The organism is Calothrix anomala FACHB-343 (assembly GCF_014696435.1).
Taxonomy (GTDB): domain Bacteria; phylum Cyanobacteriota; class Cyanobacteriia; order Cyanobacteriales; family Nostocaceae; genus Aulosira; species Aulosira anomala_A.
On the sequence record NZ_JACJQG010000016.1, the window covers coordinates 104,960 to 123,626 of the forward strand.

The 18,667-nt window shown below is 40.3% G+C and carries 14 protein-coding genes; 6 read left to right on the top strand and 8 right to left on the bottom strand.

Features of this window, described 5'->3' with window-relative positions; genetic code table 11:
• The first annotated feature begins 1,021 nt into the window (after positions 1–1,021).
• Complete coding sequence (gene aspS / locus H6G08_RS11595; protein WP_190542017.1) at positions 1,022–2,809, top strand: aspartate--tRNA ligase; 1,788 nt, start codon at positions 1,022–1,024, stop codon at positions 2,807–2,809.
• 273 nt (positions 2,810–3,082) lie between these two features.
• Here the strand turns inward: aspS and arr are convergent, their stop codons facing one another.
• The 3 genes from arr to pirA form a co-directional block, all read right to left on the bottom strand.
• On the bottom strand, positions 3,083–3,832 hold the full coding sequence (gene arr / locus H6G08_RS38670; RefSeq protein WP_390625600.1) for an NAD(+)--rifampin ADP-ribosyltransferase: 750 nt from the start codon (positions 3,830–3,832) through the stop codon (positions 3,083–3,085).
• Between the two features lie 74 nt (positions 3,833–3,906).
• Positions 3,907–5,109, bottom strand: a complete 1,203-nt coding sequence (locus H6G08_RS11605) for an acetyltransferase domain-containing protein (RefSeq protein WP_190542024.1) — start codon at positions 5,107–5,109, stop codon at positions 3,907–3,909.
• 751 nt (positions 5,110–5,860) lie between these two features.
• Positions 5,861–6,016: an arginine synthesis PII-interacting regulator PirA gene (gene pirA, locus H6G08_RS11610; RefSeq protein ID WP_190542027.1), complete on the bottom strand. Its 156-nt coding sequence runs from the start codon at positions 6,014–6,016 to the stop codon at positions 5,861–5,863.
• 118 nt (positions 6,017–6,134) lie between these two features.
• Between pirA and H6G08_RS11615 the strand changes: the two genes are divergently transcribed.
• The 3 genes from H6G08_RS11615 to H6G08_RS11625 are packed head-to-tail and all read left to right on the top strand — an operon-like array spanning position 6,135 to position 8,353.
• On the top strand, positions 6,135–6,977 hold the full coding sequence (locus H6G08_RS11615; RefSeq protein ID WP_190542030.1) for an SAM hydrolase/SAM-dependent halogenase family protein: 843 nt from the start codon (positions 6,135–6,137) through the stop codon (positions 6,975–6,977).
• A 36-nt stretch (positions 6,978–7,013) separates the two neighbouring features.
• Positions 7,014–7,670 (top strand): DUF2301 domain-containing membrane protein, encoded by a 657-nt coding sequence (locus H6G08_RS11620; protein ID WP_190542033.1) that lies wholly within the window; start codon positions 7,014–7,016, stop codon positions 7,668–7,670.
• Positions 7,670–8,353 carry an ElyC/SanA/YdcF family protein gene (locus tag H6G08_RS11625; RefSeq protein ID WP_190542036.1) on the top strand — a complete coding sequence of 228 codons (684 nt, stop codon included), beginning with the start codon at positions 7,670–7,672 and terminating at the stop codon, positions 8,351–8,353. Before H6G08_RS11620 ends, H6G08_RS11625 begins: the two co-directional genes overlap by 1 nt.
• Positions 8,354–8,572: 219 nt before the next feature.
• Here H6G08_RS11625 and H6G08_RS11630 read toward each other — a convergent pair whose 3' ends face one another.
• On the bottom strand, positions 8,573–9,724 hold the full coding sequence (locus H6G08_RS11630) for an extracellular solute-binding protein (RefSeq protein WP_190542039.1): 1,152 nt from the start codon (positions 9,722–9,724) through the stop codon (positions 8,573–8,575).
• Between the two features lie 902 nt (positions 9,725–10,626).
• On the opposite strand from H6G08_RS11630, the gene H6G08_RS11635 reads away from it, so the two are divergent.
• Positions 10,627–11,004, top strand: a complete 378-nt coding sequence (locus tag H6G08_RS11635; RefSeq protein ID WP_190542040.1) for a hypothetical protein — start codon at positions 10,627–10,629, stop codon at positions 11,002–11,004.
• 52 nt (positions 11,005–11,056) lie between these two features.
• Here the strand turns inward: H6G08_RS11635 and cobT are convergent, their stop codons facing one another.
• The 4 genes from cobT to H6G08_RS11655 form a co-directional block, all read right to left on the bottom strand.
• Complete coding sequence (gene cobT, locus H6G08_RS11640; RefSeq protein ID WP_190542044.1) at positions 11,057–12,190, bottom strand: nicotinate mononucleotide-dependent phosphoribosyltransferase CobT; 1,134 nt, start codon at positions 12,188–12,190, stop codon at positions 11,057–11,059.
• A gap of 83 nt (positions 12,191–12,273) precedes the next feature.
• Positions 12,274–13,035, bottom strand: coding sequence for a DUF2232 domain-containing protein (locus H6G08_RS11645; protein ID WP_190542163.1), 762 nt, complete (start codon positions 13,033–13,035; stop codon positions 12,274–12,276).
• A 146-nt stretch (positions 13,036–13,181) separates the two neighbouring features.
• Positions 13,182–13,883, bottom strand: coding sequence for a Crp/Fnr family transcriptional regulator (locus H6G08_RS11650; protein ID WP_190542047.1), 702 nt, complete (start codon positions 13,881–13,883; stop codon positions 13,182–13,184).
• Positions 13,884–14,504: 621 nt separating this feature from the next.
• Positions 14,505–14,642 carry a hypothetical protein gene (locus H6G08_RS11655; protein WP_190542050.1) on the bottom strand — a complete coding sequence of 46 codons (138 nt, stop codon included), beginning with the start codon at positions 14,640–14,642 and terminating at the stop codon, positions 14,505–14,507.
• 206 nt (positions 14,643–14,848) lie between these two features.
• On the opposite strand from H6G08_RS11655, the gene H6G08_RS11660 reads away from it, so the two are divergent.
• Positions 14,849–18,616, top strand: coding sequence for a hypothetical protein (locus H6G08_RS11660; protein WP_190542053.1), 3,768 nt, complete (start codon positions 14,849–14,851; stop codon positions 18,614–18,616).
• The last annotated feature ends 51 nt before the right edge of the window (positions 18,617–18,667 follow it).

The window sequence follows — 18,667 nt, forward strand, 5'->3', positions numbered from 1 at the left end:
TTCCATCACACTTAAGGCGTAGATTAGTATTAAATCAACTTGTAGCCCTGAACACAAAGCAGATTTTCTAATAGGAATTAGGTAGAATTTCCCTAGAAATTAATTAGCTATATTGCAATAGGGTTCAGTTAAGATATTTGTAGGGGCACGGCGCTAGTAAGATTCTCTAGTTGTGAAATATATTGTGGGTGCCGTGCCCCTACGATATAATCCATCCCAGCCTAACTGAACTGTATTGATCTATATTGCAGAGAATGCTTATTGAATAAATATTTGACAAGTAAATGCATAATTTAATTTAATTAAAAATCAAATATCATTTTTAGATTTAGGTAGTCTTCTTAATAAGAATTAAATTAATTTTTATTTTTTTTGACCTAGAATAGTGGCAATATAAATGCTTGAAGTTATATAAAATATTGCAAAATTTTTATTGGATAAATACAAAAATATTTAACTCAATTTATTTGAGATTAAACCTGGTTCAGTAATTAAATATTTATAGTGATGACTTCAGTCCTTACTTGCAGACTCAAGCTGTTAATCGGCAATTCATTTTAATATCTTTACAACGCTTAACATTTTGATTGATTGCCATGCTAGATCCCCGACTTCTTTAAGAAGTCGAGGATCTGACTACCACAAACTTCTCACAGTCAATTTAAGACAGTCAATCAGGGAAAAATCCCACAACTAAGCATGAAAATTTGTCTTTCCATGCCCAATGCCCCATGCCCCATGCCCATTTTAAAGTTAGACAGATGCAAAAAAAATTCATGCAAACAGACTCAAGCCTCAAGATACTGAGAAACGACCGCTAAAAATCCTGTTTACCTGGGCTATGCACCAATCAGGGCACAAGCTGGTATATTGTTCAAAAAGATATATCTCAGCGATCTCCTCAGCTACTTGGCCGGAGATTATGCCATCTTGTCTTCAATTAGATACTATTGATGCTAGATAATGGGAAAGCTTTGACATTTACTTGCCCATCTAGAGCGGAAGAACAGAATTAACTACTATGCGAACTCACTATTGCGGCGAACTCCGAAAAGAAGATATTGGAGAAACTGTTACCTTGTACGGATGGGTAGACCGTCGCCGCGATCATGGGGGCGTGATATTTTTAGATTTACGCGATCGCTCTGGCATTGTCCAGATTGTCAGCGATCCGCAACGCACCCCAGATTCCTATGAGCCAGCCAATGCTCTGCGGAATGAATACGTTGTCGCAATCACTGGAAGGGTGACACAACGTCCCGACGAATCCCTCAATCCTCGCCTACCTACAGGTGAAGTGGAAATCTACGCGGATAAAATTGAACTACTCAATGGCGTTCGCAAGCAACTACCATTCCAAGTTTCCAGCGCTGATACTGAGTCAGTGCGGGAAGAATTACGACTAAAATATCGTTACTTAGATTTGCGACGCGATCGCATGGCGCGAAATATCCAATTGCGTCATCAAGTTGTAAAAGCTATGCGTCGCTTCTTGGAAGACGTAGAAGGCTTTATTGAGATTGAAACCCCAGTACTGACTCGTTCTACCCCAGAAGGCGCTAGAGATTACATCCTTCCCAGTCGCGTCAACCCCGGTGAGTGGTTTGCTTTACCTCAATCACCGCAATTATTTAAACAATTGCTGATGGTATCCGGTATGGACAGATACTATCAGGTGGCTCGTTGCTTCCGCGATGAAGATTTACGCGCTGACAGACAACCAGAATTTACTCAGTTAGACATGGAAATGAGTTTCATGTCCCAAGAGGAAATTATGCAACTAAATGAGAAATTAGTTGCTTATATCTTCAACGCTGTCAAAGGAATTGATATACCCCATCCATTCCCCCGACTTACCTACGCCGAAGCAATGGAACGCTATGGTAGCGATAAACCAGATACCCGTTACGATTTGGAACTAGTTAATGTTTCAGATATTTTAAAAGATTCGGGTTTCAAAGTCTTCCGCGATGCGATCGCTCATGGTGGTGTCGTCAAAATTTTACCCATTCCCAACGGTAACGATGCGATTTCTAATGTCCGCATCAAACCAGGCGGTGATATTTTCAAAGAAGCGAGTGAAGCTGGCGCTAAAGGTTTAGCTTACATCCGCGTGAGAGAAGACGGTGAAATTGACACAATTGGGGCGATTAAAGACAACCTCAGCCCCGAACAAAAAGCCGAAATTTTACGCCGTACAGGTGCAAAAGCCGGTCATTTGCTATTATTTGGGGCGGGTGATGTAGCTACAGTTAATAAAACTTTAGATAGATTACGCCAGTTTGTTGCTAAAGAATTTGGGTTAATCGATTCCGAAAAAATTAACTTGCTCTGGATTACCGATTTCCCTATGTTTGAGTGGAATGCAGATGAAAAACGTTTAGAAGCATTACACCACCCCTTTACAGCACCCCATCCCGATGATTTACACGATTTAAAAACCGCCCGCGCCCAAGCTTACGATTTAGTTTTCAATGGCTTTGAAGTTGGCGGTGGTAGTCGGCGGATTTATCAGCGAGATGTACAAGAACAGGTGTTTGAAGCGATAGGTTTATCACCTGAAGAAGCTCAAAATAAATTTGGCTTTTTGTTAGAAGCTTTTGAATATGGAACACCGCCTCATGGTGGTATCGCCTATGGTGTAGATCGGTTAGTCATGCTATTAGCTGGCGAAGAATCGATTCGCGATGTCATCGCTTTTCCGAAGACACAACAAGCACGCTGTTTGTTAACAGATGCGCCTTCTGGAGTTGATGCGAAGCAGTTAAAAGAATTGCACGTTGCTTCAACTTTCAAACCAAAAACTTAGGCGATAATTTGTAATTTGTAATTCGTAGTCAGGACTTTAGTCTTTTATTTGCAAACACTAAAGTGCTGACTACGAATTAATTTTCATCAATCAGGGTAAAATCTCGCCCTGATATTTTTTTGTCTCTAGAATAGTTCGATAATTCTTCAACTCTTCATCGCTGACCACCTTCGAGGTAAAAATACTCATACCAATTTGAAGAATGATTGCTACAAATGTAGGTTGGGTTGAGGAACGAAACCCAACACCCCAACGCCTTGTATATGTTGGGTATCAGTCCTCGATTGCTTCAACACCAAGTTGCTTCAGTCGCTCAAGGTTATTCTTCATGGTCAGGATCGCTTCTGGAGAGTGCCCCTGCCAATCCATGACCTCGCCCATAACCCGCAGTGGCTCCCGCGAGCGGTATGACTTCGTCGGATTACCTGGGAATTTCTTGTCCGTCACATTGGGGTCATCCTCGATCTGCCCGATCGGTTCCACGATGTAGATTCTGCCGCGTCCCTCGCCAAGAGCTAGTTCAGCCCCCCAGGTTGCTGCATCCAAAGTGGCAGCCAAATAAACGTAGCTCGCCTTCTTCCTCTGACCGTAGTTAGAGTAATAACCGGGTTCGATTAGGTCTCCTGGCTTCAAGTCTGCCCTTGTACCATGATAAAGAGTCCACTCCGTGACCACTCCCGTGACTCGCAACGGCTCGCGGGAGCGGTATGACATCGACAGATGCTTCGGAAACTTCTGCTCGGTGAGTTCGGGGGCATTTTCAATCTGACCGAGCGGCTCTACGATGTAGACTTTGCCGTGACCAGATCCCTTTGCTAGCTCTGCCTCCCAGATAGCCGCATCCAGGTTAGGGGTTAGGTAGACATAGGTTGCCATCCTATCCCGCTCATCCACATCCGGGGGATTGCAGGACTCGATCAGGTCTCCTAGCTTCAGGTCTGCCTTTGTACCGTGGTAGAACTGCTGCTTCCTCAGATCGTTGATCGCTGCCATCGGCTTGCTCCTTTTACTGTTCGACTGCATTGAAATCACGGGATAGTTATAACTGTCCCTGACGACTAATACATCTTTCCAATAGCCGAGCTATCATCTAAAAATCATAAAAATCGAAACCACCAAGATTTATTTTTGACCTTGTACTTGGCATACCAATTACATATTAGATAAAGAATAAAAACTATGACAATCCATACCAGATAAACATACTGTAAATCATATCCATAATTTTCTGGCATGGCTCTAGATGATAGATAGGGCAAAGTTATTGCCTTAAACCCATATTTAGGTAAGGCTAGCAAAATGGCAGAAAAATGTATCAACCAAAGATGAATAATGTAAAAGAATAATGGCACCCTCCCCAAAACAATCAGAGGTTTGAGAAATGATAAATTTTGCTTTTCAAATATATAAAGTAGTAAAAAAGCTATCCCCAGTGTAATTAATAAATAAGCTAATGATGGGGGATATTTATTACAATTGATAAATGATAATATGGTTTTCAAAAATGTAGATTGAACTAACCAAGGTTGTGGATCGCCATAAATATTTATCCCTCTGATAACTACAAAGCTAAAAATTAAACCCCAACCCAAATTTTGTAACCAACGGAGACGTTGAGTCTTTGGTTTAGTCATCACATATCCAAAGGCATAGCCACATACCATTACTCCAACCCAAGGGATAAGTGGATAAACCAAGAAAAAGCGAATTCCTGATGTCGATATAAACATTGTCCGCTCGTGAAGAAATGACCAAATCCAGCCAAAATTTCCTAGTTGTTTAGCTTGCACACTATCAAGCAAATTATGTCCAATAATCAGTAGGACTCCAAATATAGCTATATTTCTCATGGGGAACTGGATTAGTAGGGCTAAAACAACCATAGACCAGCCAATTGCCCATAGTACTCCTGCCATAAAAATACCAGGAGAAAATGTCCATGCCAAACTAACTATACTTAATTCCAAAAATATTAGCCAAAATCCCCTTATCAATAAAAAATGAGCTAGCTCTTGCTTTGTTTTTCCTCTTTTTAAGGAAAGATAAGCAGCCACACCTGCAAGGAAAATAAATGAAGGGGCACATAAATGGGTAATCCATCTCGTCAAAAATAGAAGAATATTTGATTTTTCTATATCTAACGCATCAAAACGAACATTAGAAAAAAAATCTCTGGTATGATCTAATGTCATCAAAACCATCACCAAACCACGTAGTAAATCTATTGATACGAGGCGTTTAGTTCTGAGTTGAGCGTCATTTTTATGGTCGTTATTAGAAGCATTTGAATATATATCCATAATTACAACTTACTCTGAGAGCCAATTAGCCTAATTTCTTTTACCCTGAAGATGCGCCAGTGCGTGGAATGCTAACTAGTGATTAGACAGAATTTTTCTGGATATGGTTTTTTGTATGTCCCCTCGGAAAGGTTAAATTTATGCCTTCTGTAGAATCAACGCAACTACCGACGGCATTTATGCAAATTTATAAATAAGTTATATTTCTTTACTTAATGTCAGGAATCGCTATGCCAAAGAAGATTTTTTAAGCTTAGGAATCTGCATCTGCTGCAACCGCACAAGAATGTTGCGCAGTAATGGCTATTGAAATCCTTGCCAATCAAGCTTTTGAGCAGGCTAATCAATGGGATAATGATTTATGAGGAAATACGTAAGTATTTAAATATGATTTATAAAACTTGTTTTTAGTCTATATATTATGCAAAGTATATAATATTAACCTCAAAATTCAATTAATATGAGTATTTAAACATACATTTACATATTCAGTGTTTTTTAACGTATGATTCCGAATTCCTATATAGCTTTTTAAACACAATAAAAAAGCTATATTTTTGGCGGGAATAATTTATTTTTGATTGTTATTTGATTTATTTACGATAGTTCTGAATTGCTTATGAGTGTAGTTTATTTATGTTACTTCTTGAAGTGCGGAATGTGGGATTATATGAATTATCCCATGCCCTATAAAAAACAAAACCCGCAGATGCGGGTTGGTATACAGAAACTATACAAATAAAAGCTTGATTTAGCCAAAGTAGCGCATTTCCGCTTCTAATTGCCGAACTAGATTTTCATCACCTTTGGATCTAGCTACTTGCAAGCGGCGCTCAATATCGCGTTGAATATTTTGTTTGTGTGCTTCTTTGGCTCTGTTAGCAGCTTGTAGTCTATTTGTATTCATAATGATTACCTGGTTAAGTTTTCATTCTTTTATTTCGTTTCCCTAATATAGCACAAATTTCGTAGCGTTTGTTACAGAAATAATTACTTTTTTGCATGTGTATAGATATACGTCTACCATGACCATAGATCGAGCAATCATCTCTGATGCATCTTCACCGCAGCAACAAAAATTACCACAACCCGGTATTGTGACGTTATTGAGCGATTTTGGCGATCGCGATATTTATGTAGGAGTAATGAAAGGTGCGATCGCGCAAATCAACCCCAACCTCAAAGTTATCGATTTAACCCACCAAATTCCGCCGCAAAATATTGCTGCTGCTAGGTTTTGTTTAATGAATGCTTATCCTTATTTTCCTGTAGGGACAGTACATATAGCGGTGGTAGATCCGGGTGTGGGCAGTAGTCGTAGAGCGATCGCAATACAATGTGCTATGGGATTTTTAGTAGGGCCGGATAATGGGCTATTTAGTGGCGTACTCAGTCAAAATATAGCGATCGCAGCCGTTGAGTTAACAAATTTTAACTATTGGCGCAATTCCCAACCAAGTAACACATTTCACGGGAGAGATATTTTTGCGCCGGTGGGAGCTAATTTAGCTAATGGTGTACCAATTCAAGAATTAGGAACAGCTATCGATCCCGCAACCTTGGTACAGCTTAATATTGGTGAATGTCAGCAAACAGCCAGTGGTTTCTTGGGTAATATTCAATATATTGACCACTTTGGTAACTTAGTGAGTAACATTCCGGGGAGTTACGTTCAAGGTAAAAGCTGGTATGTGCAAGTGAGGGATCTGACTATTCCTGGTGGTGAAACATATAGTAATGTGGGGATAGGAGAAGCGATCGCTTTAGTTGAGAGTAATGGCTGGGTAGAAATCGCCATTAATAACGGAAACGCACATTTACAATTACAGATAAACTTGCAAGATAGTCTAGAAGTCATTAATTATTAGACTAGTTACTAGATACGCCATCCAAATTGATGAATTATGACAACACAAACATTATCCACACCAACAGTTTATCAAGGTCAGTTTGGGGAATTTATAATTACTCAGAGCGATCGCATCGGTGTTATCGTCTACCGTGGGGGATTAATGGTAGCTGCACTGAGTTTTGCGATCGCTAGTGCTTTGGTATTATTTAACAATCAGCCGATTAATTACCAGATTCTCACCCTACTCTACGCTTGTTTTACTCTGGCGCTCGGCGTGAGTTTATTTACCATCCATATATATATGGTAATGCTGCACCGATTGTTACAGGTTTTTTGGGCAATTGGGACTATTACATCAATAGCATTGGCATTATCTAGCCCTGAACCATTAGCTATTAATGTTTACAATCATCCCCTTACCTTATTCGGAATAGGTTTTACCTTTGTTGCACTTACAGGTATTTATTTCAAAGAAGCTTTTTGCTTTAATCGCCTAGAAACTAAATTCTTAACTTTTATCGTTCCATTATTGTTACTCGGTCATTTAGTAGGAATTTTACCAATTCAATGGGAACAAGTTATATTGGGAGCTTGGGCAAGTTTATTTTTAGTATTTGCTCTGCGGAAGACAGTACAAGCCATTCCTGCAGATATTGGAGATAAATCTGTCTTTGCTTATTTGAAACAACAAAGTGCAGCAAAAGTTTAATGCAGAAAATAAGAAATCGTCGGAGGCTAAAAATTCCGAAAATTTCCTTAATCAAACGCCAAGAAATCTGGACGCTAACGGCTCCGGGATGGATCATAGCGATCGCTATCATTGCTAATTGCGCAATCTTCACAATTAGTCATATCCATCCCTTTTTAGCTGTGAATTTTCCAGTAAAATCAGCAGAGATAATGGTGATAGAAGGATGGCTACCAGACTATGCGCTGCAAGAAGCTTTCGCTAAATTCCAAAGTGGTAATTATCGACAAATAATTACTACAGGAGGTACCTTAGAATTAGGAACTTATTTAGCAGAATATAAAACCTTTGCCGATTTATCAGCAGCCACTTTAAAAAAAATGGGTTTACCGCCTGATAAAGTGGTAGCTGTATCATCGCCAATGGTAATTAAGGATCGTAGTTATGCATCTGCGATGGAATTGCAGCATTGGCTATCGCAGTCACATTTACACCCAAAATCAATTAATTTAGTATCTTTGGATGTGCATACTCGCAGGAGTTGGTTAGTATTTAAAAAAATCCTGTCTCCGCAAATTCAAGTAGGCGCGATCGCCACTAACACCCAAGAGTACGATCCGCAGCAATGGTGGTTTTATAGCCAAGGTGTACGGTCAGTTATTTATGAAACTATTGCTTATATTTATGCCATATTATTTAATTAATATTTTTTCACTAAATTACTGAATATATTATACCAATTTAAAAAGACAATCCTACAGATACACAACCCTTAACCCTTGTTCTGTCAGCATTCTTAATTTTGAATTTTGAATTTTGAATTTTGAATTGGTATTACACCAATTAAAAAAAATAATGCGACAGATACACAGCCCTAAACCTTTGATCTGTCTGCATTTTGAATTTTGAATTTTGAATTGGTATTACTCAATTTTAATTAAATTAAATAAGGTTTCATACTGCTTATTTGCTTCGGAAGATAAGGGAAGTAAAAATTCGCTTTTAGCCAAAACTTCTCGATTATTGACTAACAAGTTTCTCAAGGGTTCAGGAAATTCAGCAGCGACAATGTTGGGAGCAATAGGCGAATTAGTTTTACTGAGTACAGAAATATCTTTAGCGATCGCACTTTGCAAACAAAAATCCATCCATTGATTAGCTAAAGCTTCTTTCTCTGAACCTTGAGGACGTACCCACAAATCAGCCCAGATTGCTGTTCCTGATTTGGGAATTACGACGCTGAGGTGGGGATATCGCGACAACAAGGGAATGATATCATCAGACCAGCCAACAGCCAGCCAAGTATCCTCAATAATTAACGGTTCTAGATAGGTAGTAGAGTTATAGAACTTGACTTGTTGATTTAAAGCGCGTAGTTCTGATTCTAAATTTGGTACCTTATCGATATTCTCTGTATTGTAGGAATTACCTAATTTCTTTAACACCAAACCTATAACTTCTCTGGGGTGGTTGAGGAGAGAAATTCGCGATCGCAATTCACTACGCCACAAATCACTCCAATCTGTTGGTGTCCATCCTAAATCTTGAAACTTTTCTCGGTTGTAAACTATTACCGTACTACCCCAACGGTAAGGAACCGCCCAAACTTTTCCTTGAGGATCGGGATTACCTTGCTCATTGCGGGTTACCAGCTGCTTCCATTGCGCATCTAAAGCTGACCAATTTTTAATTTGCGCTGTATTCAATGGTTGAATTAGCTTTTGCTCAATTGCTGCTTTTAGCCAATAATCACCCAATGTTACCACATCAGCTATTGGAGTTTTTTCTGCTTTGATCCAAGGGATATAGCGAGTCCATCCTTGCTCATCCTGAGATTTGGGCTTTTGCTGCCAAGTTTGTAATTGTTTAAATAAATCTTGTATTTGCGCTACAGGAGAAAATTTTAACTGCTCCTGAGATTTTAACGCTTTCTGAAATTTATTAACTACCTGACCAGGTATAGAACCATTTAATAGCTGTACTTTTAGTTGCGTCTGGTTGTTAGCGCCACAGCCAATCAAAAGTTGTGAAAGCGCCAATGTACCTGTACCTAATATAAAGGAGCGTCGATCCATTGAATTTAAACATAAAATTCCATATTATAACTCTCTTTTGCCTGTTAGTAGCATAATGGCTTGGGGACTAGGGGCGCTTGGACTGTTTTCCAACCCTAATATTAGACTTAGGAAATTGGGCATGGGAAAGAGTTAATTATTAGTTAAATTATCATAATTTAAACTGTATCTACTTTAAAAACTCTAAATTTTGCCGATTAGCTTTTATTTCTACAATTTACACTATTCCCTTGTCAAAAACTCTAATGTTCAAGGTGAATAAGTTTTAACTTAACGATCCTCAATGCAATTCTTCTAGTTTTATCTTGCTTATGGTAGATGATAAGTGTCTCCTATCTTAATTTAATTATTCAAGAAATTATTCCCTATCCTAAAATAAATTCTGCTTTTTAATTTGCAGTTTTGAATCAGTAATTTAATTATTTATAGCTGTATCCGTTACTTTTATGAGTTTTGGACTAGCAATTTTTTTAGTTACCTACATCACTCAATTCTTAATTATTTCTTCGGTTTTTAAGTAAATGGTCGTAGTTCCGTAATCACAACTAGAGATAGCCATCTATAGATAACAGGTGCAACAGAATTATTGGTAACAGGCTCATGTTTATCGTTTAGAGAAGATAGCTGAAACAGCCAGGATGACGCAAATTAGCGGTGAAAAAGCAAAAAAGCTGCAAAGATAGCCAAAATAATTCCATTTATTCAAAGGTAATAGCAATTCGCTTCATATTTCTTAATATAGTTGTAAAATTTCCTGTCAAAAATATTGAGTTATGTTTATAAGTAATGAAATTAATGTCACATTCCTACAGTGCGTGGGAAAAATTAAATAATTCATAAGTATGTTTAAGGTTGCCAGTAAATTGAATAACATAGAGAAAATATGCGGATTAGGGTATTAAATGGAGCCATTACAAAAGCAGATCATGACTCTGAGCTATAAACTGGATGCTCTCTGCCAAGTAATTGAGGAACTTGATAATAAAGTCTCTCAAACTTTGTCAGAATGCTCTTTAGCTAGAACCCAGGCCAGAGAAAGTTATTCAGAAAATAGCGAAGTCGTACATTACCATCAATTCAAAGCAAATATCAATTTCAATCCTGAGATGGAACACAAGGATGTGTTATCAGACGGGATTTATTCAGATATGAATCGTCAAGGGGGAGAAAGAACCCTGTCGCCAGAAATTCAAATTCAACGATTAACAGCACAATTAACCGCCGCCTACAATCGCATCGCCGCCTTAGAAGAACAATTACTGCGGGAGAGAATTCACTAAGTTTATTTATTGCCCAAGAGATTTACCTGAAATTTCTGAGTCTTGGCATCCGCTATTGGTGATTGAATCTGCTCAAACGCTCAATTTGTTTTTCAATGGCTTCCAAAAGTTGTGGTTGCTGCCAACCTAGACTAAGACTAGCAGCGATCGCAGCTCCTCCAGCGCCCATGCCTTCTTTCACAAAACCCTGCTCGTAAGCTTGGAGTTGGGGATAACGAGAATCAGCAAAACTCAGTTGAGTCGCTAGTAGGGGTGGAGCCTCTCCACCCCAAGAGTTGTTTGTTTGAGATAAATTCAGCGCTAATTCCACCGTACCGCCTGTAGGATCTTCGGCTACCCAGCGAGTTGTACCCACAACAACCTCTGCTTGTTGCCAAGGTAAATTGTAGGTTTGAGCGATCGCTTTCATCAAGGCATAAACCGCCAACATTTGCGTCCCACCAGCCAGCAACACACCACAGCGACGACTAGCCGCGATCGCTATTCCGGCAACTACTACCTGCATCGGATCGCCAACTGCGGCGACTAATTCTAAAGGATCGAGAGAATTTGCGTTTTCTTGCATCCTAGCTAAACCGGCTTGTACCACAGCCAATTTTTGTTCGTGGTTACAAATTGGATGGCTGCTGTTAACCTTCCCCGCAGCAGCTACACCCAAACCCTGTAAAATTGCCAAAGCGGTAGTCGTACCGCCAACTACACATTCACCTAAAATTAAATAACTCTCCTGAAGATTCGCCGCCAACACCGCACCCCATTGCAAGCCTTGCTCTAGGAGGTGCTGGACTGTTTTTAGTTCCATCGCCGCACCTTGACTTAAACACCGAGCGGGAACTCCGCCCAAATCGATTGTGGGTACAGCTGGGGGTTGGTGTAAGCCAGCATTAAATATATAAAGTGGAGTTGGTAACGCCTCAACCACAGCGCGGGAAATCAATACAGGTGAAGCACCCGCAATTAAAGGTGGTAAAGGATACTTAGCTTGATGTTCTGCTCCGTAATATAAAAACTCAGCATCAGCACAAGCAGTAAACTTGCGGTCTTCTGGAGTCTTTCCCGCCGCCGAAATCCCTGGAATTAAGCCAGTTTCCGTAAAACCTAAAATACAAGCAAATACAGGTAAGCGATCGCGATACTTAGCAATCCAGGCTGCACCCTGGTCTATTTGAGTATAAATATTAATCATAGGTCAATGGTCAATGGTCAATGGTCAATGGTCAATGGTAAGAAAACTATGGACTGTGGACTATTGACTCTGGACTCTTGACATTATTCATAATCCATTAAAACCTGTACCCAACGTGGCGGACGGGGGATGGGATTTCCGAGACGATCTAAAAGTAGCCAGGCGGCGATGTGAACGATAAACAAGTAGATAAAATTATTAAACATAATCAGAGCGATCGCGCCGATTTGAATCCAGAAGATACTGGGATTGGTCAATAAGCCTAGTTTGAGGAAGATCCACTCTGCTAACTCTGTGACTTGATTGATGGCATAAATCCACAGATCCTCACCAGATAACAAAGATAGTAACCAGACGCGGAAAAAAGCGCCCAAGGTACCTAGTAGCATACCCAAGGTAATAGAAACTATCCAAGGTACGCGACGGTTCCATGTAGTGCCTAATAACACGCCCATAAAACCAAAGGGCATAACAAACAATAAACTCCGGACTGGCCCCATTAATACCGCCAGCAGTAACCCAGATGTTACCGCTCCCATCCAAGCGGCTCTACGTCCCCAACGGAGATAAACTAAAGCAATGGGTACAGGGAAAAATATTCGTAAAACTGGCCCTAAGGGAAAGTAAAAATTAATAAACCAAATTAAGCTAGCAGTACTGGCTAAAAAAGCCGTTTCCACCATCCTCAAAGGTGCATCAACTTTAAGTTGGGGCGGTTTCAGTGTAGTCTGATTTTCCCACTTTTGGTAATTATCTGGTTTGTCTAACTCTGGATTTTGGCTAGTTGGTGATTTTGGTGACGGACTTTGCTCCGGCTCTTCTGGCAAAGAATCTAAGATACTCATCAAAACTCCTGGGTCGTTCTCTGCCACTTGTCATTGCTCATTTATCCTTTGTTCCAGCAAATGACAAATGACAAATGACAAATGACAAATAACAGCTTTCACGAAAAATGTCCAATCTAGACGCGCTTTAGCTAAATTGGCAAGTGTTAAACGATTGTGCGTTCCAAAGCTAACAAATCAGGAATACAAATGATGTCCTGATCCCGTTTAATCAAGCCTTTCTTTTCTAACCTAGTCAACACTCTTGTCACCGTTTCCCGTGCTAGCCCGCTTAAACTACTAAGTTCTCGGTGTGGTAAATTAGGTATTTCCGTTCCAGTCTGAGCTTTTTTTCCTTGTCCTTCTGCCAAAAACAGCAAAGTATCCGCTACCCGCGATTGGCTGTCCGATTCCCGCAAGCGCAAGCGGCGATTAACTTGGCGTAAGCGTCGCGCCATCAATTGAGCTAATCGCATTCCCGCTAAGGGTTCTGTTTGCAGTAACTTGACAAAATCCTGGGATGGCATACTACCAATTACTGTAGGTGTCAGGGTAATTACATCGGTAGAACGAGGTACTTCATCGAGTGCCGCCATTTCTCCAAACAATTCTCCCTTACCGAGAATATTCAAAGTTACTTCTTTGCCTTCTAGGTTATAGGTACGAATTTTAACCCATCCATCGACAATAAAATATACAGAACCACCCCAGTCATTTTCCAGTAAAATTACTTGATTGGCTGGGTGAGTACGAGTTACAAGATGGGTGAGAGCTGGTTCTACAACCAGTTCGGGCAACCCTTGAAAAAAGGGAGCCGAAGCGATCATCCAGGGATTTGCGGGCGTCTGTAGGCTATATCGGTCTTCCATTACAACATTTTGATTACATACTTATTAAATAAAGCTGTTGGGTATACAACAAACGCGATCGCTATGTTCAGCCTAAGCTATCAAAGCACAGCCCTTTACCAAAATAAAACTAAACTATGATACACAACAAAGCCATATAAACCTAGATAGAATCTGCGCCCAGCCAATTTTGGCTTTAAAAGTCTTCGGCGTCTAACTCCAAGGAAAGCCCGATGACTTAAGAACATAGGTAGCCAACATTAATGATACTCAAGGGAGTTAATTTTTGCTAACCTAAAGCTTTTACCTGTTTTTGGCTGCACTAGGGGCATGGGGCATGGGGCATGGGGCATTGGGCATTGGGCATTGGGCAAAAGTCAAATAGAATTCTTAATTTTGAATTTTGCGGAAAGTCTGAGCGCCGGCTTCCGGCGATCAGAACTTTCCAAGAGAGAATTTTGAATTTTGAATTATTTGTCTCCCTATCCTCCTTGTCTTCTTTCCTGGTTCTTTTTCTTCAAGGCTGTATTAATGGCTAGTTCAGTACACAAATGATTTTTTTACCAAAAGTAGTTTCATGAACTGCGATAATTTTTTGGTTTTTTTATGCTATGAAATCTGAGAAGCTATAACATTACCTGTTTAATCAAGCGCAAACAGCACCCAGTAGCCTGCTGTGCTGTTGATGCTACCAAACAGTTGTTGTCCTCCAAGACTTTTAGTAGCTACCAAGCCAATTTTTGTAAATAGCCATGATGAACTAGGTACGCCAGGAAACATGAAAAATTTATTTCGTCCCCCTAACCCCTAGTCCCTAGTCCCTAGTCCCTAGTCCCTAATTAACGATTGCCCAGATTGCCAAAAGCGATCGCATGATTAAATTGCACCCAACAACTCAACGGGTCAAAGCCAGCCGTTGTAACTTTAATTATTGTAAATTAATTTCCTTGCCAATTTAACGTAAATTTCTACATAAGGTATCTAAAGTGACTTCTCACCAAGATGAAATTCAAAAATTGATCGCAGATATTGACAACTTACTAACTAGTAATGGTAAGCGTTTGTCTAAGCTATTATCTGGACAGTCTCAAGAGCCACGAGAGGTTTTAGAACGCACTCGCGACTTTCTCAATAGGTTGGCAGCGACCGCAAATCCACCAGGGGATGAGGTAAATAAAACTGCCGACATCAAACCCATATCACCTTTGTTAGCTAGATTTGTCGAACAAAATCTTCAGTCTGTCGATGACAATCAGCAACCACAACCTGAGCCGGTGAACGCCGCGCTATCAGCACAATTTAATAGTCAAGTTTCGGCGTTAATTCAACCTTTACAAGCAGAATTAGCCAGTTTAATCCAAGAGCGCACGGCGCTGGTACAAGAAATTCGCCAGCTAGAGCAAAGAAGACTGCAAAACTACTCTCTTAGTCAGCAGTTAGCCAATCAAGAGCAGATTATAAACGAATTTTTACAGGTTTTAGGCAATCGCTTGCTACCAAGTTTAAGCCAGCAATTAACTCAGGGTTTAACAAATTCGTCAATTGCGGTGAATTCAGATTCTAGTTTATTAGCAACTCCACCCCAAGGAGAGCAGTTAACCAAGCTAGCCAAGGACTTAGATCAACGCTTATTATCCCTGGATGGTACGGTGAATGTTGTATTTGAAGCACTACAACGCAATATTCTGACTTACCATGAATCCCTATCGCAAGCACTGGCGAGAATGCACAATCAAGGATTGCAAGGCGAGCAGGTAATGGCTAGCTTTGTCAATAACTTAACTCAATATCTCCAACAATATCCAGGCGATCGCACAGATTTATCAGTTAGCAACACCAATATTGATTTAGCTGAAAATCAGACACCAATTCTCCAATCACAACCTGTAGAACCCGCTCCTAGCACAGAAGATTTAGATACGGTATTGTCTCAACTCATTGCAGATGAGCCACCACCTACCCCATCAACTCCATCAATCATCCCGAATACCTTCGAGGTTGATAGTTCTCAAGCTGATGAAGTAGATCAACTTTATGCAAGCTTATTTGGTAGAGAAAATATTCCCAACTTAGTCAGCGAAACAGCAGCGCCAGTAGTAGCTGAAGATAATTCTGTAGCGGATTTATCAGAGTTGACTCTGAGCGATACCCAACCAGAAACTGCAATTAATCCAGCATCAATTTTACCAATTCCTGCGCCACCCCCACAGCAAACTGAACCAACGCCAGAGTGGCAAGATTTATTTTTTGAGGAAGTAACAAATACAACTACTGCTCCAGCAGAAGTAGTTAATATACCTGAAAATCGGGCTAGTGAATCGGATATTTATACAATTACAGCGCTGACAGAATTACTAGGGGATGAGGTTACGCAACAGGAGGTGCTTCCTGTATCAGAAGCCGTACCAGAAATCATTGAAACTACAACCATCACCACTAATACCCCAAAACCAGAAGTAGTGATTCTCGATGAAGAACCAGCTCAATCTTTAGAAAACTATGTTACTGCTTCTTCCAGGGAAAATTTGCTAGAACCAGAACCAAATTCCAGCATACCGGAGATTAGTTTAGATGAAGAGCAGTTACAGTTATTAGATGAAGATTTAGCGCAATTTGATGGGTTACTCAATTCCCCATCCAAACTGATTACTAACTGGGTAAATAGCAACAATCAAAACCATCAAGAACAGTTACCTAGCGAAGCAGATAGTGCAGAATTATCACAAATGGGAGCGGGTGCGATTCCCCAAGGGGAGCCAGAGTTAGATTTTAGCCCCATAATTGAAAAAAAAAAGGAAGACACTACTCCCAGTACCGTAAATCCTTCGTTGTCTGTAGCGCCAAACGCCAATCCTCCAGAAGTATCATCTGCAAATAGTCAGGAATCGCGCTGGTATTTAGGTATTGATTTAGGCACAACGGGAATTTCTGCGGCATTATTAAATAGTTCAACCTTTGTGGTTTATCCTATCTATTGGTCAGCAGAAAACCAAGGGGGAAAATCTGCCTTTCAGCAATCATTTAGATTACCAGCAGAGGTGTATTTACCGACGGCTTCTGTAAATCAAAGCGATCGCGAAAATTCCGCCAATCAGTCAGGAAAAGCAGCAGATAATTTAACTAATACCCCCTATTCGGCACAGTTGAAACCATATTTACAGTTAGCTATTCCCTATAAAAGCGCCCAACAAAAATGGGAACCTGTACTGCAATTTAACGAATTTTCAGCAGGGCCATTAGTTTGGGTAGTGCGATCGCTCTCTAAGCTACTATTAACATTAAAATCCGATCGCCAAAGTACCACCCAAGGTTTAACTGCGGCGGCTGTAGGTTTAGACGAACAAAGCTTTCATCAGATTATCAATAATATTGCCGGAGCAATTTGCACTTGTCCAGCTAGTTGGTCAGAACAATATCGCTTTAATGTCAGGGAAGCATTACTAACGAGTAAATTAGTCCAACATCCCCAGCAAGTATTTTTTATCGAAGAAGCGATCGCTAGTCTTTTAAGCGTACTCAATACTGGTAACGGTGAAACTGTACAATTAAGCAGTCCAAAAGGTTTACAGCCGATTCAAATCCACGAACAACCATTACTGGGTAATACTTTAGCCCTAAATATTGGTGCTACCGCCACAGAAATGGCATTAATAGATTTAGGTGAAAGCTTGAGCGAATTAACCCATAATGATTTTATGCTGCATAGCTTTGCCTATGGTGGTAAAAGTATTGAGCAAGATATTATTTGTCAATTATTAGTACCCCCAAAATCTCGCCAATCGCGCTCAGAAACTGGTAGCGAGCAAATTAGCTCTCAGCCAGGATTATGGCGCTCAAATATTCCCGGTTTAGACTACATGCAATGGCAAAGTTTAGGCTTGGAAGAATTAGAACTTCCCCGCGTTGGCGAACCAGATATTAGCGCTCGCGTTCGCCTCCAGCAGCGTTTAGAAAGTTCGCTGTTAGGACAAGCGGTACTTGATGCTGCCCTAGCTTTGAAATTGATTTTACAACATCAAGAATCTTTTACCTTAGATTTAGCTGACCAGCGTTGGGTATTGCAACGGCGAGATTTAGAAAGCCAAATTTTAGTTCCCTTTGTGCGTCGCCTAAATCGCGAACTCAACAAATTATTAGTTGCTCGTGGTATTCCCACAGAAGCGATTAATCAAGCTATTTTAACTGGTGGGGTTGCAGCGATCGCTACTACTAACCGTTGGTTAAAGCAAAAATTACCCAACGCCAAAATTATTCAAGATGCATATTTGGGTGAAAATGGCGCTCCCAATTGTAGCCGAGTTGCTTATGGTTTAGCGATGTTACCTTTACATCCCCAGGTGTTAGAACTACCCAGACAACAATACACCGATTATTTCCTGTTTACAGAATTACTGCGACTATTACCAGAACGTCCCCTATCCTTTAATGAAGTTCTGCAATTATTTGAGGGTAGAGGGATTAACACCCGCACTTGTCAGCAACGCCTGTTAGCCTTCTTAGAAGGAGAATTACCTGCGGGTTTAATTCCCAGCAGCACAGATGCTGCTTGGCTTACCCCAAGTTCTCAGAATAATCCAGATTATCAGGCGATCGCATCTGCTCCCTTATTTGAAAAACAAGGTAATCTCACCTATCGCCCTAATTCTCAGCAACTTCTAGCTTTACGTCGCTATTTAGATGCAATTAAAGCTAGTACTCGTCAATCTTTGGAAGAACCCTATACCCTGAATTTTTCCTTAGAAGTTGCGCATTAGTTTGGGGACTTGCAAAGAAAAACATCCCCATCATTAACTTACCAAGCCCGT

Coding starts and splice junctions, on each gene's coding strand:
- aspS (WP_190542017.1), top strand. CDS start 1,022: ATGCGAACTCACTATTGCGGCGAACTCCGAAAAGAAGATATTGGAGAA.
- arr (WP_390625600.1), bottom strand. CDS start 3,832: ATGCAGTCGAACAGTAAAAGGAGCAAGCCGATGGCAGCGATCAACGAT.
- H6G08_RS11605 (WP_190542024.1), bottom strand. CDS start 5,109: ATGGATATATATTCAAATGCTTCTAATAACGACCATAAAAATGACGCT.
- pirA (WP_190542027.1), bottom strand. CDS start 6,016: ATGAATACAAATAGACTACAAGCTGCTAACAGAGCCAAAGAAGCACAC.
- H6G08_RS11615 (WP_190542030.1), top strand. CDS start 6,135: ATGACCATAGATCGAGCAATCATCTCTGATGCATCTTCACCGCAGCAA.
- H6G08_RS11620 (WP_190542033.1), top strand. CDS start 7,014: ATGACAACACAAACATTATCCACACCAACAGTTTATCAAGGTCAGTTT.
- H6G08_RS11625 (WP_190542036.1), top strand. CDS start 7,670: ATGCAGAAAATAAGAAATCGTCGGAGGCTAAAAATTCCGAAAATTTCC.
- H6G08_RS11630 (WP_190542039.1), bottom strand. CDS start 9,724: ATGGATCGACGCTCCTTTATATTAGGTACAGGTACATTGGCGCTTTCA.
- H6G08_RS11635 (WP_190542040.1), top strand. CDS start 10,627: ATGGAGCCATTACAAAAGCAGATCATGACTCTGAGCTATAAACTGGAT.
- cobT (WP_190542044.1), bottom strand. CDS start 12,190: ATGATTAATATTTATACTCAAATAGACCAGGGTGCAGCCTGGATTGCT.
- H6G08_RS11645 (WP_190542163.1), bottom strand. CDS start 13,035: ATGAGTATCTTAGATTCTTTGCCAGAAGAGCCGGAGCAAAGTCCGTCA.
- H6G08_RS11650 (WP_190542047.1), bottom strand. CDS start 13,883: ATGGAAGACCGATATAGCCTACAGACGCCCGCAAATCCCTGGATGATC.
- H6G08_RS11655 (WP_190542050.1), bottom strand. CDS start 14,642: ATGTTTCCTGGCGTACCTAGTTCATCATGGCTATTTACAAAAATTGGC.